We start from the raw sequence: 14,928 nt of genomic DNA, 5'->3' as shown, positions 1-14,928 counted from the left end.
CGAAGGTCACGAGAACGCCGAAGGCCCGGAGGCGGCTCCGGTCGCCGTGTCCGGGTTCCGCCGCGCCGCGCGCCGGCTGCGCGGCTGGGGCGGGGTGAGCGCGATGGCCGTCGCCTGCGCGACGACCGCCGCCGTCGTCCTGCTGCCGCTGGCGCACGCGACGCCCGACACCGGCCGGCCCGCCGTCCGCAGGCCCGCCGCGATGGCGGCGGCCCCGGCCGCGCCGTGGGTGCCCACCGACACCTGCCAGGACCCCGAGGCCAGTCTGCGCCCCGCCGAGGTGGACGGGACGACGATCGCGCGGATCAAGGCGGCGGGCAAACTCGTTGCCGGCGTGGACCAGAACAGCTTCCGCTGGGGCTACCGCAACCAGACCGCCGAGGGCAGCCGCCTCGACGGCTTCGACATCGACCTGGTCAAGGCCATCGCCAAGGACATCCTGGGCGACGAGAACGCGGTCATCTACCGGGCCATCCCCACGAGTCAGCGCGTCCCCGCCCTCCAGGAGGGCCGCGTCGACGTCGTCGTGCGGACCATGACCATCAACTGCAAGCGGCTGGAGGACGTCGCCTTCTCGACGGCCTACTTCGAGGCCGGGCAGCAGGTGCTGGCGCCCAAGGGCTCGCCGATCACCGGGTACGACACCTCGCTGAAGGACCGGCGGATCTGCTTCGCGGCCGGCTCCACGGCGGAGGCGGCCCTGAAGGCCCAGTCGTACGGCTCGGTGCCGGTCACCGTCGCCAATCAGCTGGACTGCCTGGTCCGGCTCCAGCTGGGCGAGGTCGACGGCATCATCACGGACAACGCCCTCGCCGCCGGCCAGGCCGCCCAGGATCCCTCGGTGCGGCTGGTGGGCTCGCCCTTCACCCGCGAGTTCTACGGGGTGGCGATGAACAAGGACGCCTCGGACCTGGTGCGCCGCGTCAACAAGGTGCTGGAGAACTACCGCGCGGGCGGCGGTGAGAGCCCGTGGATGAAGGCGTACCTCAAGCACCTGCAGCCCGTGCTGCCCGGCGTGAGCGCGCCCCCCGCGCCCAAGTACCGGGACGGCTGAGGCCCGTGACGGTTTCGGGCACGGGACCGGGCGCGGGGCAGGATACGGGGACGGACACGGAGGCGGCAGCGGAAGCGGAGGCACAGTCGGTGGAGGCGGGGTCGGCAGTGATGGACCGGGACGGCGTCGACCGCGCCCTGGCCAGGCTCGGCGCCGAGCACGAGGCCGTCGAGACCTCGCTGCTCGCCCTCCAGGACCACGCCGGGCGCCGGCTGCTGGAGGGCGCCGCGCTGAGCGGGACCACCAAGGACCGCTGGACGGCCGCCGACGCGGACATCACCCGGCTGTGGACGTACTTCGACGCGTACAGCGGGGCCCTGACCGCCGCCCGGGAGGTACGGGAGCGGCGGCGCTGGCCGAACCGCGAGGACCTGATCGAGCTGACCGAGCGGCTGCGCGGGCCCGGAGTGCTGATCGCCGGGGCCGCCGCCGAGGGCGTCGCGCTGGCGGAGCGGCTCTCGCTCGCCGAGCTGGTGGCCCGGATGAACAGCCTGTACGCGCGCTCGCTGGACGTGGTGGTCGCCGCCGACGCCGTGTGGTTGGCGCTGCCCGCCCGGATCGACCTGCTCGCCGCCGAGCTCCACCGCACCCGCTCGCTGGCCCACTCGGTGGGGGTGCGCCCGGGTGAACACCCTTCCGGCGACGACCTGGAGGCCATCACCGCCGAGCTGGCGGAGCTGCGCGCGCAGGTGATCGCGGACCCGCTGGCCTTCTGGCTGCCGGCCACGGGCAGCTCGGCGCCCGGCGGCGGCCGTCCGGACACCGGGCGCTACGACCGGGCCGCGCTCGCGCTGGAGGACGTACGCCGCGAGGTCGAGGCGGTGCTGGACGTACGGCAGGACGCCGAGCAGCGGCTGATCGCCCTGCGGGACGTGCTCTCACGGGCCGACCGGACCCTGTCGGAGGCCCGGACCGCGCGCGGCGAGGTGCTGGCGAAGATCGCCGCGTCCGAGGTGCCCGCGGTGAGCGGCCCGCCCACGGCGCTCCAGGAGCAGCTCGCGGCGGCCGCCGAGCACCGGCGCCAGGCGCGCTGGCACCGGCTCTCGCCGCTGCTGGAATCGCTGGAGGAGCGCGCCGAGGAGGAACTGCGGCGGGCCCGTGAATCGTTGACCGCGGTGACGGCGCCGCTGGCCGTACGGGCCGAGCTGCGCGGGCGGCTCGACGCGTACAAGGCGAAGGTCGCCCGCCACGGACTGGCGGAGGACCCCCTGCTCATCGAGCGGTACGACACCGCCCGGCGGATGCTGTGGAGCGCGCCCTGCGACCTGCGGGCCGCCGAACAGGCCGTCCTGCGCTACCAGCAGGCCACGGCGGAGTCACTGACGGCCCCGCAGGACCGGCCCGAGCAACCGCGACAGAAGGAACAGCGGCCCGACGGGCCGGGGGAGGAGGACGCATGAGCCTGATCGGAACCGCGTGCGTTCGCCCCGGGTGCCCGGGGGCGTATGAGGACATGGGCGGCGGCGAGGTCTACTGCGACACCTGCGGGCTGGCTCCGATCGGCTCGATCGCGGCGGGCGCGGACGAGCTGGTGTCGCCGCCGACGGGGATGACGAGCGCGGCCCGGGGCTCGCTGGGATCCGGCGGGTCCCGCGGGTCGATGGGCTCGCAGGGCTCCCACGGCTCGGCTCGCTCCTCGGCCTCGGCGAGGTCCTCCTCCCGGTCCTCCTCCTCGCACCGCTCGGTCTCCGGGCGGCTGTCGCGCTCGGTGTCGGGGACGACGTCCACCCGGTCGGTGTCGGTGCGCAGTTCGGGCTCGGCGGCCTCGGGCCGCAGCCGGCTGGGAGCCGGGCTGGTCAACGTACCGGAAGTGCCGCGTCCGAATCCTTCGACGGCGGTCCTGGAGAACCCCGAGGTGCCGGAGCGCAAGCGGTTCTGCTCGCGCTCGGACTGCGGGGCCCCGGTGGGCCGCTCCCGGGGCGAGCGTCCGGGCCGGACGGAAGGGTTCTGCACCAAGTGCGGGCACCCGTACTCCTTCGTGCCCAAGCTGCGCTCCGGTGATGTGGTGCGCGGTCAGTACGAGGTGCTGGGCTGCCTCGCGCACGGCGGTCTCGGCTGGGTGTACCTGGCGGTGGACCGGGCGGTCGCGGACCGGTGGGTGGTGCTCAAGGGCCTGCTGGACACCGGGGACCAGGACGCGATGGAGGCCGCGATCTCCGAGCGGCGCTTCCTCGCGGAGATCGAGCACTCCAACATCGTGCGGATCTACAACTTCGTGGAGCACCTGGACCAGCGGACCGGTTCGCTGGACGGGTACATCGTCATGGAGTACGTGGGCGGCAAATCGCTGAAGGAGATCGCGAACGATCGGCGCCGGCCGGACGGGAGGCGGGACCCGCTGCCGGTGGAGCAGGCGTGCGCGTACGGCATCGAGGCGCTGGAGGCGCTCGGCCACCTGCACAGCAGAAACCTTCTGTACTGCGACTTCAAGGTCGACAACGCGATCCAGCAGCAGGACCAGCTGAAGCTGATCGACATGGGCGCGGTCCGGCGGATGGACGACGAGGAGTCGGCCATCTACGGCACGGTGGGCTACCAGGCCCCGGAGGTCGCGGAGGTGGGTCCCTCGGTCGCCTCCGACCTGTACACGGTGGCGCGGACGCTGGCCGTGCTGACCTTCGACTTCCAGGGCTACACCAATGTGTTCGTGGATTCGCTGCCGGATCCGGAGCACATCGAGGTGTTCCGGCGCTACGAGTCCTTCTACCGGCTCCTGGTCCGGGCGACCGACCCGGACCCGGGGCGGCGGTTCGCGTCCGCTCAGGAGATGGCGGACCAGCTGACGGGCGTGCTGCGGGAGGTGGTCGCGCTCCAGACGGGCCGGCCGCGGCCGCAGTTGTCGACCCTCTTCGGTCCGGAACTGCGGGTTCCGGACACCCGGCTGTTCGCCGACGCGGACGACACCGTCGTGTCCCGGCTGGGCTGCCGGCCGATCGCGCCCCGGCGCGGCGGGCTGTTCGGGATACTGGGCCGCGAGCCGGGCCCGGCGGGGGCGCACGCGGGGGCGCACGGAACCGGCGGCGGGGCCGCGGGTCCTGCATCGACATCGGCTGCGGCTGCGCCGTGGGTGGCGCAGCCGCCTGCCACGAGCCCCGCTCCGGCGGGCGCCCCGTGGAGGCCCGGGACGGCGCTGCCGGCGGGCGCCCCGGCCGGGGCGCCGCTGCCCGCTCTCTCCAGCACCGCCACGCACGTGACGGGCGCTCCGGTCCCGGGGCCGCGGCGGACGCCCGCGGCGCCGGGGACCCCGCCCGCTCCGCTCGCGGCGGGTGCGGGCGCGGCGCTCGCCCCCGTGTCGCCGCCTCCCCTCGCGGGAGCGTCGGCGCGCGACACCGCACTGGCCCTGCCCGTACCGCTGGTGGACGCGGGCGACCCGAACGCCGGGTTCCTGACCGGTCTGCTCGCCTCCGCGCCGGGCGACCTGCTGGGCGCGCTGAGCGCTGCGCCGGCCGATTCGGCCGAGCTGCGGCTGCGGGAACTGCGGGCCCGTCTGGAGCTGGGCGAACTGCCCGAGGCCGGACGCACCCTGGCGGATCTGGAGACGCGGCATCCGGACGACTGGCGGGTGGTGTGGGCCCGCGGCATCGCCTCGCTGGCCACCGGTGACGACGAGACAGCGGCGCTGTCCTTCGACGCGATCTACGATGCCTTCCCGGGCGAGCCCGCGCCGAAGCTGGCCCTCGGGCTGTGCGCGGAGGTGCTCGGCCAGCTGGACAACGCCGCCGAGTACTACCGCCTCGTGTGGATCACCGACCCCGGATTCGTCAGCGCGGCCTTCGGGCTGGCGCGCGTCCAACTGGCCGCCGGGGACCGGGACGCGGCCGTGCGCACGCTGGAGTCGGTGCCGGGGGCCTCCATCCACTACACCGCCGCGCGGGTGGCGGCCGTACGCGCACGTCTGCGCGACCGGTCCCCGCAGGAGCCCCTGCTGGCCGACCTGTCGGCCGCCGCCGACCAGGTGGAGGCCCTGCGGCGGTTCGGACTGGACCCGGAGCGGCAGGAGCGGCTCGCCACGGAAGTTCTGGGCTCGGCCCTGGACTGGGTACTGTCGGGTAGCCGGGGTTCCGACCCCGGTCGGACCTCGCTGCTCGGCAGTCAACTGGACGAGCGGGGCCTGCGCTTCGGACTGGAGCGCTCGTACCGCGTTCTCGCACGGCTGGCGCGGCGTGGCGAGGAGAGGATCGAACTGGTGGAGCGGGCAAACCGTTTCCGTCCCCGGACGTGGGTGTGAGTGATGTCGATGCATCGGCTGTCGGGCTGCCCCAGCTGCACGGAACCCCTGGAGGAGGGTGACCGTTTCTGCGGCGTCTGCGGCCATGCCGTGAGCGCACCGCTCGCGGCCGCCGCCGTGGACAACCCGACCATCCCCATCCCACCGGCGCCCCCGGTCCCGTCGGCCGGTGCGGGCGGTGCGGGCGGTGCGGGCGGTTACGGGACCCCGGCCCCCGGTGTGGCGCACGCCGCCGCCGAGCCCGCCCCCGGGTGGGGCAGCGCCGCCTCGGCCGCGCCGACGCTGGTGGATGACCCGGCCGCCTGGGCCGTGACCCCGGCGGAACCGGAGCCGGAACCGGAGCCCCGGCAGAGCCCGGCCGGAGCCACGTACGCGGCCTCCGGCCACGGGAACCCGTACGGCAACGGCACGCCGCCGGACGGCACCCCGTGGGGCCCCTCGGAGCACCCGTACGCCGCCGCCGACGCCCAGGCGCCGCAGGCCCGGTACGACATGCCCGGCGGCGACACCCCGCCGGACGGGAACGGGCACGCCGCGGGCGAGAACCCGTACGGCACCCCGCAGTCGCCTCCCGCGGCGCCGGAGGGCGGGAAGACCTGCGTTGCCTGCCGGGCCGGCCACGTCGACACCGACGGGTACTGCGAGCACTGCGGGCACGCCCAGCCCCGCGAGCGCGACCACCTCGAGGAAGAACTCGGGAGCGTGGCCGCCGTCAGCGACCGGGGGCTGCGCCACCACCGCAACGAGGACTCGTTCGCCGTGGCGGCCACCGCCCTGCCCGACGGCTCCGCCGCCACCGTGGCCATCGTCTGCGACGGCGTCTCCTCCGCCAGCCGCCCCGACGAGGCCTCGGCCTCCGCGGCCGCCGCCGCCAACGAGGCGCTGCTCGAGGCGCTCCCCCGCGGCGCGCACCCCCAGGAGGCCATGCACGAGGCGATCCTGGCCGCCGCCGCCGCGGTGAACGCCCTGGCTCCCGAGACCCATGGCGCGCAGAACGCCCCCGCCTGCACCCTGGTCGGCGCCGTCGTCAGCGGCGGCCTGCTGACCATCGGCTGGGTGGGCGACAGCCGCGCCTACTGGGTCCCCGACGACCGCGCCGCCCTGCCCCGCCGCCTGACCGAGGACGACTCCTGGGCCGCCCAGATGGTCGCCGCCGGGCTGATGGGCGAGGCCGAGGCCTACGCGGACGTCCGCGCGCACGCGATCACCGGCTGGCTGGGGGCCGACGCGTACGACCTCGACCCGCACACCGCGACGTTCAAGCCGGACCACCCCGGGGTGGTGGTGGTCTGCACCGACGGACTGTGGAACTACGCGGAATCCGCGCGGGAGATGGCCCAGCTGCTGCCCGCGGACGCCGCGACCCGCCCGCTGCACAGCGCCCAGGTACTGGTGGGCCACGCCCTCGACGGCGGCGGCCACGACAACGTCACCGTGGCGATCGTGCCGTTCGCCACGCACCCCGAGCAGGAACCGGGACCGGATGCGGAGCCGGCCCCGGCGGCAGGACCGGAATAGGAAGTGGAAGCGCGCCCGCAGGTCTGACCCGCCTGCCCGAGCACCCTAGGAGTCCAACCGATGGCGAATTTCGCCAAGCCGAGCGCCCCGCGCTTCAGCGTGGAGGTGTACCAGAACGAGTTCCTCCCCGAGGGGGGACGGGACGTCCACGCCATCGTCACGGTCACCGCCACCGGCGGTGCCAGCGCCACCCGCACGGCGGTCGCCGACGGCACGGCGGCCGTGGTGCTCATGGTCGACTGTTCCGGATCCATGGAGTACCCGCCGGAAAAGATGCGTGGCGCGCGTGAGGCCACGGCGGCGGCCATCGACACCCTGCGCGACGGCACCGCCTTCGCCGTGGTCGCCGGTACGCATGTGGCCAAGGAGGTCTACCCCGGCCAGGGCCGCCTGGCCGTGGCGGACGCGACGACCCGCAACCAGGCGAAGGAGGCCCTGCGCGGGCTGAGCTCCGGCGGCGGCACCGCCATCGGTACCTGGCTGCGGCTCGCCGACGGCCTGCTGCGCGGCTCCACCGCCGCCATCCGGCACGGCATCCTGCTCACCGACGGCCGCAACGAGCACGAGGAGCCGGCCGTGCTCCGCGCCACCCTCGACGCCTGCGCGGGCCGCTTCACCTGCGACGCCCGCGGGGTGGGCACCGACTGGGACGTCAAGGAGGTCACCGGGATCGCGCACGCGCTGCTCGGCTCCGCCGACATCGTGGCCGACCCGGCCCACCTGGCCGAGGACTTCACGCGCATGATGGAGAACGTCATGGGCAAGGAGGTCGCGGACGTCGCACTGCGCCTGTGGACCCCGGTCGGCGTGGAGATCCAGTACGTCAAGCAGGTGGCACCGGTCCTCCAGGACCTGAGCGGGCGCCGCACCGAGGCGGGCCCGCGCGCCGGCGACTACCCGACCGGGTCGTGGGGCGACGAGTCCCGCGAGTACCACGTGTGCGTCCGCGTCCCCACGGCCACCGTGGGCCAGGAGATGCTCGCTGCCCGCACCACCCTGGTCCTGCCGGGAGCGGCGGGCGAACCGGCGACGGTCCTGGCCCAGGGCCTGGTCCGCGCGGTCTGGACGAACGATCTGGCGGCCTCCACCGCCATCAACGCGCAGGTCGCCCACTACACGGGGCAGGCGGAGCTGGCGGAGGCTATCCAGCAGGGCCTGGAAGCCCGCAAAATGGGCGATGTCGGTGGTGCCACGGCCAAGCTGGGACGTGCGGTACAACTGGCGAGTTCCTCCGGGAACGCCGACACAGCACGACTCCTGTCGAAGGTGGTGGATGTGGTGGACGCGGTGGCGGGTACTGTGCGGCTGAAAGCGAAGGTTGCCGATGCCGACGAGATGACTCTCGACACGCGTTCGACGCAGACCGTCCGAGTGAAGAAGACCTGAGAAGACCTGACGTGATGACGCAGGGAGTAGAAGGGGGAAGCGCCGCCATGCCGACCTGCCCGAACGGGCACCAGTCCGCGTCCGACGACTGGTGCGAGGTCTGCGGCCACCGCATGGCTGCCTCGGAGGGCCCGCCCCCGGTGCCCTCCTACGGCTACGGCTTCCCCCCGACCGCCGGTGAACCCACCGCCCAGGCCGAGCTCTGCCCGCAGTGCCGGACCCCGCGCGAGGCCATGGCCCCGTTCTGCGAGGAGTGCCGCTACAACTTCCTGACCCGCACCTCGACTTCGTACGCGCCGCCGGCCCCGGACCCGGGTCCCCAGGCGACGGGTGCGGGCGGCGGCAGCGGTGTCGGCGGTCGCGGTACGCCTCCCCCGCCCGTACCCGCTCCCGGGAGCTACTCCCAGGACCACTACGAGTACCAGGGCTCGCGGCCGTCGCGGGTCAACCGGCCGGCCGAGCCGCTCCAGCGCGAGGACGACTGGCTGCTGCCGCCGCCCGCGCACGAGCCGCAGAGGGAGTACCAGGCCCCGCAGCCCCAGTACCAGCAGCAGCCCCCGCCGCAGCAGCAGCGGGAGTACCAGCAGGAGTACCAGCAGCAGGGACCGCCGCCGCAACAGCAGCAGTACCAGCAGCAGCACCAGCCCTTCCCGCCCCAGGGCGGCGGTGCCTGGACCGCGACGATCAGCCCGGACCGCTCGTACTTCATGGCGATGATGCAGCGCAGCGGCCCCGAGGCCGCCGGGCTCAACCTGCCCGCCTACTCCCCGGAGCAGCATCTTCCGCTGTCCGGCGGCCAGATCACCATCGGCCGCCGCCGCGCCTCCACGGGCGAGTCCCCGGACATCGACCTGTCGGTGCCCCCGGAGGACCCGGGCGTCTCCCACCAGCACGCGGTACTCGTCCAGCAGCCGGACCTCAGCTGGGCGGTGGTGGACCAGAACTCCACCAACGGCACCACGATCAACGGCGGCGAGGACCCGATCCAGCCCTACGTCCCGGTCCCCCTCACCGACGGCGACCGCGTCCACGTGGGCGCCTGGACCACGATCACCATCCGCCGCGGCTGATCTGCTCCTGCGGATCCACGACCGCCGGGCTCCCTTCACCGGGGCCCGGCGGTCCCCGCCCGGCAGGCGGCCCGGATGCGCGTACTACTCTGCGCGGGTGCAGCGCCTCGCCCTTTTCGACCTCGACGACACGCTCATCGACCGCCGTCACGCGCTCGAAGCGACTCTGACGCGCTTCGCCTCCCACCACGGCCTCGCGGTGGACGAGCGGGAGGCCCTCCTCGTCCGGCTGGGCGACCGTGCCTGCGCCGCCGACTTCTCTGTGGTCCGCGAGCTCCTCGGCCTGGCCGCCCCGGCCGAGGAGTTGTGGCGGCAGTACCTGGCGGACATGGCGGAGTTCGCCTTCTGCCCGGCCGGATTACTGGACGGCCTGGACGATCTGAGGAGACGCGGCTGGCGGATCGGCATCGCGACGAACGGCTCCGCCGACATCCAGCGGGCCAAACTGGATGCCACCGGCATCGTGCACCGGGTCCACGCGGTGTGCGTCTCCTCCGATCTGGGGCTCCGCAAACCCGACCCCCGGCTGTTCGCCACCGCTGCCGAGCGCTGCGGCGCGCCCCCGGGAGCCGGAGGCTGGATGGTGGGAAACGACCCCGTCAAGGACATCGCGGGTGGCCGGTCCGCCGGACTGGCCACCCTGTGGATCGGCGCCCCCGACCGCTGGCCGGGAGATCTGCCCGCCCCCGACCGGACGGCCCCGACCGCGCTCTCCGCCATCCACCTGCTCCTGCAAGACACCACCTGAAGGGGACGCACCGATGACGGAACCAGCCACGACGGTCGCACTGCTGCACCCGGGCAGCATGGGGGCCGCCTTCGGCGCGCAACTGCGCGCGCGGGGGCTCACCGTCCTATGGTGCCCCGACGGCCGCAGTGATGCCACGCGCGAGCGGGCCGAGCGGGCCGGCCTAGAGCCCGCACCCTTCTCCCGTCTCATGGAACGCGCTGACGTGGTCCTGTCCCTCTGCCCTCCGGCCGCAGCCGAGGAGCTCGCCGCCCGGGTCGCCGCTCACGGCTTCGCGGGGCGCGCGTACGTGGAGGCGAACGCGATCTCCCCGGGCCGGGTGAAACGCATCGCCGCCCTGCTGCCGCGCGTGGAGACGGTCGACGCCGCCGTGGTCGGCTCCCCGCCCGTCGCCGGCAAGCACCCGACGCTCTATCTCTCCGGCGAGCACGGTCGTACGAGCGAGGTCGAACGGCTCTTCGCCGGTACCGACATCCGTACGCACGACCTGGGCACCGAGGTGGGAGCGGCGTCCGCCCTCAAGCTCTCCTACTCCAGCTACCAGAAGGCGTCACGCGTCCTGGCGGCCCTCGCCTACGGCGCCGCGCAGGCGCACGGTGTCGGTGATGAGCTCCTTTCCATCGCGGCCGGGCGGGCGGGTTCCTACCTGACCGAGACGGACTACATCCCCAAGAGCGCAGCCCGCGCCTGGCGTTGGGGACCCGAGCTCGCCGACGCGGCCGCGCTGCTCAGTGATGCGGGCCTTCCCGAGGAGCTGATGCTCGCCGCCGTCTCGACGCTCGACCGCTGGGACACCGCCCGCGATGCCACCCTCACCGTGGAGGAGGCTCTGGCGCTGCTGCGCGGCGATCCGGGCCACGACTGACGCCGGATCCCCTCCCGGGGCGGGCGCCTCAGCGCACCAGCTTCCGGATCACGATGCCCACGGTCAGGGTCGTGAAGAGAAGGCCACCACCGGTGCAGCCCACGGCGAGCGCCGTCCAGGCGTGAGTCTTCAGCTCGGACGGAGCACCCACACCGACGTTCAGCCACAGGGCACAGGCGAGGACGAGCGCCCTCCCCGCGGCCACCAGGTCGAGGAGGCCTCCGTCCCGCGGGCCCCGGGCGGCTCCGGAGAGGTGCAGGGCGACGGCCGTGAACAGCATGGCGGCGCCCAGAGTCCGCGCCGGGTTTCGCGCTCTCACCCCCCACCCGAGGACGCCCCCGAGCAGAGCCCGGACCGCGAGACGCCGCAGCAGGGGCCGCTCCGCCGCCTCCCGCTGCCGGGTGAAGTAGTACAGCTGATCGCCCTCCGACATACGCCGGCGCCCGGTCAGTGTGGATCGCACAGCCTCCAGGGCCCCGGGAGTCACCCGGGTGAACACCCGGTCCAGGAAGCCGGTGACGTGCTCGCCGTTCCGGAAGACCACGTCGCCGAGGTCCACCTCCTGGACGCTGCTCGTTCCGGCGAGCCGGTATCGGGCCGGACCGACGGGAACGGCGAGCGCCCGGACCGAGGTATCCGCGAGCACCACGACCACCGGGGACACCTCGTCGGCGCTGGCGGCCAGGCTGGAGAGGGTCGACGACCGGAAGACCAGCTCCGCGGCCGCGGCGGCGGGTTCGGTGTCCGGCGCCGTCTGCCGGCGCTGCGCGGGCACCGTCTCCGCGTGGCGCAGGCCGCGGACCACCACCGGGCCGCGGACCTCGCTGTCGAGCAGTGCACTGGCCTCACCGGGCACCACCATGCCGTTGATGCGCAGACTGTCCCGGCAACGCACCCCCGTACCGCGGAAGGGCTCGTCCACGCGCACCCGCCGCAGGAGCAGGGCGGCGACATCGACCTCCTCGAGGGTGAGAGACGCCAACCACAGGTCGTCGAGGGTGATGGTCTCAGTGACGTGCAGGTTCTCCATGGACACCCGAGGTCGGCGCTGCCGCCCCACGGCGGCCTGGCTGCGCAGGGCCAACGTGGCAGCCCGCAGTCGTTTGAGCTGGACCGGACCCCGCATCGCCGAGATCTGCACCGAGTCGGACACGCGCACGCCCTCGAAGCGCGTCGGCCCGCAGGAGTGGACGTCCAGGGCCTCCAGGGCCGTCTCGCTCACATCGACCTCGGTGTTGCGAGGGGTGTTGCGGACGACGAGCCGACCGATCCGGGAGTTGCTGACCTGCAGGGCGTCCGCGGTGCAGTGGTCGACGACCAGCTCCTCGATGACGCACGAGCGCAGGCTGACGGCTCCGGCTACGTTCACCCGGTGCAGGGCCAGCCTGCCGGCGGTGAGCGAATCCAGCACCAGGGGTTCGTCGATATCCCTCTGTCTGATCGTCAGGTCCCGTTCCCGGCCTGCCGACGCTTCCAGGTCCGCCGCACGTGCCAGCGCGTCGAGCGTGCTGATCGTCGCCATGTGTGTCCCCTCCCCACCGTGATGCACGGGCCAGCGCGCGACGTCGTACCCGCGATCTCACCCTTCGGCGGTGGCGGCCTCCTTGAGGAAGGCGGCCAGGCTCGCGGCCCGGTGGTGTCCCCCGTGGTGACGTGCGTGGGTCCGCGCGATGAGCTCGGCGGCTCCGGCCGGGTCGGTACGGTCGGTGTGCAGCAGGAGATCGAACGGCTCCTCACCGTCGGGCACCGCGTCCAGATCGGCCAGCGCCTCGTCCCAGGCGGCGAGCCGGTCCCCGGTGTCCCGGTCGCCTCTTCCTCGGGACCGCTCCCCGCACACGTCGCGGGGCACCCACAGGAGCACACGCAGCCAGGGTTCCCGGACGGCGGCGGTAAAGGTCCGCAGGTGCTCGATGCTGCCGATGTGCACCAGCGGGATGCGACCGGCCCCGGTCATGGCGTCCAGGTCGTCGCGGTCGATCGCGTACGTGTTGCCGTACCTCCGGGTCTCCAGCACGAGGCGACCGGCCACACGCAGCGCGTCCAGCTCCTCGCTGTCCGCCATGCGGTAGCCGATGGTGCGCCCGGAACCCACCTTGATCTTGGGCAGCTGACCGTATCGAGCGTCCAGGCCGGTCAGCGCGGCGCTGACAGTGTCCTTGCCCGCCGTCGGGGGGCCGAAGAGGACGACTCCTCCCCGGCTCCCGTCACGCTGCGCCTTCGCATTCGCGTCCTCGTTCACGCGTGTCCCCCGCCGTATCGGCCGGACAGGACCATGGCCACCGATTCCACTTGTTCGGCGAGCGGTGTCATCGCGGTGATGCGGTTGTCCACGCAATGGAATTCCCCGACCGGGCGCCGCTCGAGGGAGATCGAGCCGAGGTACTGCCGCCAGTTCGCGAGCTTCCACGTGTCCCGTGCCGCATTGCGCGAGGTGAGCCTCTCGCGCATCGACGACGCGTCACTGTCCACCCACACCACTTCGAGCCCGGCGCCCAGGCGCGAGCAGTGACGGCGCGTCCGGGCCGCCCACTGCTCGTCGACGACCTCGGCAAGGAAGGGCGCCACAGCGACCACCGGCACCCCGCACTCGAGGTTCTCCCAGCAGGCCTTCATCAGGGACTCGTACTCCAACGGACGCACGTTCTCGGCGTAGACGCTGCTCTGCCGGTCATCGGGGTCCCCGTTGAGATGGGACAGCAGTGATTCCGTGAGCGGTCTCGTCAGTGTGTCCTTGTCCAACAGCGGCCAACCGGTCGCCTGCGACATCATCTTGCCCGCCTCGGATTTGCCGGATCCGGCATACCCGGCGACAAGGACGAGCGCGAGCTCATGCTCGTAGGTCCCCGAACCGATACTCAACGATGCTCCCCCGAGACGTGACGTGAGCCTTCCACCCTCGGCACTCTAGCGCCAACTGATCAACATCGCGCCGGAGTTCGAGATCCGTGGACAGACACGACCGACGGGCTCCGGCACCGGACCCGCGGCGGCCGGTTCGCACGTCAGCCGACACGGCCCTCCCGGCCCCCCGGCGACCCTCCCAGGGGCCATACGTAGGGCCCCTGGGGGTCGTCCAGCCAGGTCCACTGGCCCTCCGGGCCGACCGAGACGCCGAAGCGTTCCCGGGACGGGCGGTCCTCGCGGCGCCACAGGTCCAGGGCCTCGCGGGGGTGCAGTACGCCCGCGGTCAGTACGAGCATGAACTGGAAGCGCTCGTTCTCCACCAGCTCGTACGGGAGGCCGTACCCCACGCCGGCCGGGTCGGGCGGCGGTACGGCCGTGGCGCCGCGCAGCGGGACGAAGTACGCGGGGGTGTGCAGGAAGTTGCCCTCCGCGAAGTCGGCGTCCCGGACGGTCAGCGCGATCAGGCCGGTCGACAGCGGCGCGAGGATCCGGGCGCCCGGGCGGCACTGGGCGAGCCAGGGGTGCGGGATCAGCGGCAGCGTGCAGGTCACCATGATCCGGTCGAAGGGGGCCCGGGCGGGGCAGCCGCGGGCACCGTCGCCGGTGATCACCGCGGGGTGGTGGCCGAGTTCGGCCAGGTGCGCCCGCGCGGACTCGGTGATCTCCTCGTCCAGGTCCACGGTGGTGACGTGCTCCTCGCCGAGCCGGTGGCACAGCAGGGCCGCGTTGTAGCCGGTGCCCGCGCCGATCTCCAGTACGTCGTCGCCGTCGCGCACGTCCAGGGCTGCCAGCATCTTCGCCATGAGGGAGGGCTGGCTGCTGGAGGAGACCAGCCGGCCGTCGCGCAGCCGGGTCGCCAGCGGGGTGTCGACGTAGACCCCGCGCAGCCAGCGGGCCCGGCGTTCGGGGTCGGGGTCCTCGGCCCACAGCCGCTCGTGGCCGGCGCCGCGGCCGGTCCAGAAGTACGGGACGAACACGTGCCGGGGCACGGCGGCGAACGCCGCCCGCCAGCGCGGGTCCTCCAGCACCCCGGCGGTGGTCAGCTCGCGCACCTGGGCGGCGTGTGCGGTGTCCCGCAGGTCCCGTGCCTCGATGCGTGCGGTGTGTGCGGCCATGCCTCCACTGTCCTGCGCCCGGGCGTCGCGTGCGACTGCG

General features: G+C 73.6%; 12 protein-coding genes. 8 read left to right on the top strand and 4 right to left on the bottom strand.

Annotated features, from left to right (window positions below; all coding sequences use genetic code 11):
• Positions 1 to 103: 103 nt before the first annotated feature.
• The 8 genes from ACIQZO_RS12340 to ACIQZO_RS12305 all read left to right on the top strand — a co-directional run bounded on the left by ACIQZO_RS12340 (position 104) and on the right by ACIQZO_RS12305 (position 10,869).
• Positions 104 to 1,054: a glutamate ABC transporter substrate-binding protein gene (locus ACIQZO_RS12340; RefSeq protein ID WP_403624281.1), complete on the top strand. Its 951-nt coding sequence runs from the start codon at positions 104 to 106 to the stop codon at positions 1,052 to 1,054.
• A 110-nt stretch (positions 1,055 to 1,164) separates the two neighbouring features.
• On the top strand, positions 1,165 to 2,454 hold the full coding sequence (locus ACIQZO_RS12335; protein WP_403624077.1) for a hypothetical protein: 1,290 nt from the start codon (positions 1,165 to 1,167) through the stop codon (positions 2,452 to 2,454).
• Positions 2,451 to 5,282: a tetratricopeptide repeat protein gene (locus ACIQZO_RS12330; protein ID WP_403624074.1), complete on the top strand. Its 2,832-nt coding sequence runs from the start codon at positions 2,451 to 2,453 to the stop codon at positions 5,280 to 5,282. The genes ACIQZO_RS12335 and ACIQZO_RS12330 overlap by 4 nt, the downstream gene beginning before the upstream one ends.
• 3 nt (positions 5,283 to 5,285) lie before the next feature.
• Positions 5,286 to 6,800 (top strand): protein phosphatase 2C domain-containing protein, encoded by a 1,515-nt coding sequence (locus ACIQZO_RS12325; protein WP_403624071.1) that lies wholly within the window; start codon positions 5,286 to 5,288, stop codon positions 6,798 to 6,800.
• Between the two features lie 60 nt (positions 6,801 to 6,860).
• The gene (locus tag ACIQZO_RS12320; RefSeq protein ID WP_403624068.1) at positions 6,861 to 8,186 is read left to right on the top strand and encodes a VWA domain-containing protein; all 1,326 of its coding nucleotides are present in this window, start codon (positions 6,861 to 6,863) and stop codon (positions 8,184 to 8,186) included.
• Between the two features lie 47 nt (positions 8,187 to 8,233).
• On the top strand, positions 8,234 to 9,256 hold the full coding sequence (locus ACIQZO_RS12315) for an FHA domain-containing protein (RefSeq protein ID WP_403624278.1): 1,023 nt from the start codon (positions 8,234 to 8,236) through the stop codon (positions 9,254 to 9,256).
• Between the two features lie 97 nt (positions 9,257 to 9,353).
• On the top strand, positions 9,354 to 10,004 hold the full coding sequence (locus ACIQZO_RS12310) for an HAD family hydrolase (protein ID WP_403624065.1): 651 nt from the start codon (positions 9,354 to 9,356) through the stop codon (positions 10,002 to 10,004).
• A gap of 13 nt (positions 10,005 to 10,017) precedes the next feature.
• Positions 10,018 to 10,869, top strand: a complete 852-nt coding sequence (locus ACIQZO_RS12305) for a DUF1932 domain-containing protein (protein WP_403624062.1) — start codon at positions 10,018 to 10,020, stop codon at positions 10,867 to 10,869.
• Positions 10,870 to 10,897: 28 nt separating this feature from the next.
• Here ACIQZO_RS12305 and ACIQZO_RS12300 read toward each other — a convergent pair whose 3' ends face one another.
• The 4 genes from ACIQZO_RS12300 to ACIQZO_RS12285 form a co-directional block, all read right to left on the bottom strand.
• The gene (locus tag ACIQZO_RS12300; protein ID WP_403624059.1) at positions 10,898 to 12,391 is read right to left on the bottom strand and encodes a hypothetical protein; all 1,494 of its coding nucleotides are present in this window, start codon (positions 12,389 to 12,391) and stop codon (positions 10,898 to 10,900) included.
• A 57-nt stretch (positions 12,392 to 12,448) separates the two neighbouring features.
• Entirely contained in the window at positions 12,449 to 13,108 is a 660-nt protein-coding gene (locus tag ACIQZO_RS12295; RefSeq protein WP_403624056.1) for a guanylate kinase, read from the bottom strand.
• The gene (locus ACIQZO_RS12290; RefSeq protein WP_403624053.1) at positions 13,105 to 13,728 is read right to left on the bottom strand and encodes an AAA family ATPase; all 624 of its coding nucleotides are present in this window, start codon (positions 13,726 to 13,728) and stop codon (positions 13,105 to 13,107) included. The genes ACIQZO_RS12295 and ACIQZO_RS12290 overlap by 4 nt, the downstream gene beginning before the upstream one ends.
• 143 nt (positions 13,729 to 13,871) lie before the next feature.
• Entirely contained in the window at positions 13,872 to 14,888 is a 1,017-nt protein-coding gene (locus tag ACIQZO_RS12285; RefSeq protein WP_403624050.1) for a methyltransferase domain-containing protein, read from the bottom strand.
• Between the last annotated feature and the right edge of the window lie 40 nt (positions 14,889 to 14,928).

This window comes from Streptomyces sp. NPDC097617 (assembly GCF_044761485.1).
Classification (GTDB): domain Bacteria; phylum Actinomycetota; class Actinomycetes; order Streptomycetales; family Streptomycetaceae; genus Streptomyces.
This window is presented reverse-complemented; position numbering and strand designations above follow the sequence as displayed.

Bases quoted from the DNA above. Each gene is read 5' to 3' on its own strand.
- ACIQZO_RS12340 (WP_403624281.1), top strand. From the start codon at position 104: ATGGCCGTCGCCTGCGCGACGACCGCCGCCGTCGTCCTGCTGCCGCTG.
- ACIQZO_RS12335 (WP_403624077.1), top strand. From the start codon at position 1,165: ATGGACCGGGACGGCGTCGACCGCGCCCTGGCCAGGCTCGGCGCCGAG.
- ACIQZO_RS12330 (WP_403624074.1), top strand. From the start codon at position 2,451: ATGAGCCTGATCGGAACCGCGTGCGTTCGCCCCGGGTGCCCGGGGGCG.
- ACIQZO_RS12325 (WP_403624071.1), top strand. From the start codon at position 5,286: ATGTCGATGCATCGGCTGTCGGGCTGCCCCAGCTGCACGGAACCCCTG.
- ACIQZO_RS12320 (WP_403624068.1), top strand. From the start codon at position 6,861: ATGGCGAATTTCGCCAAGCCGAGCGCCCCGCGCTTCAGCGTGGAGGTG.
- ACIQZO_RS12315 (WP_403624278.1), top strand. From the start codon at position 8,234: ATGCCGACCTGCCCGAACGGGCACCAGTCCGCGTCCGACGACTGGTGC.
- ACIQZO_RS12305 (WP_403624062.1), top strand. From the start codon at position 10,018: ATGACGGAACCAGCCACGACGGTCGCACTGCTGCACCCGGGCAGCATG.
- ACIQZO_RS12300 (WP_403624059.1), bottom strand. From the start codon at position 12,391: ATGGCGACGATCAGCACGCTCGACGCGCTGGCACGTGCGGCGGACCTG.
- ACIQZO_RS12285 (WP_403624050.1), bottom strand. From the start codon at position 14,888: ATGGCCGCACACACCGCACGCATCGAGGCACGGGACCTGCGGGACACC.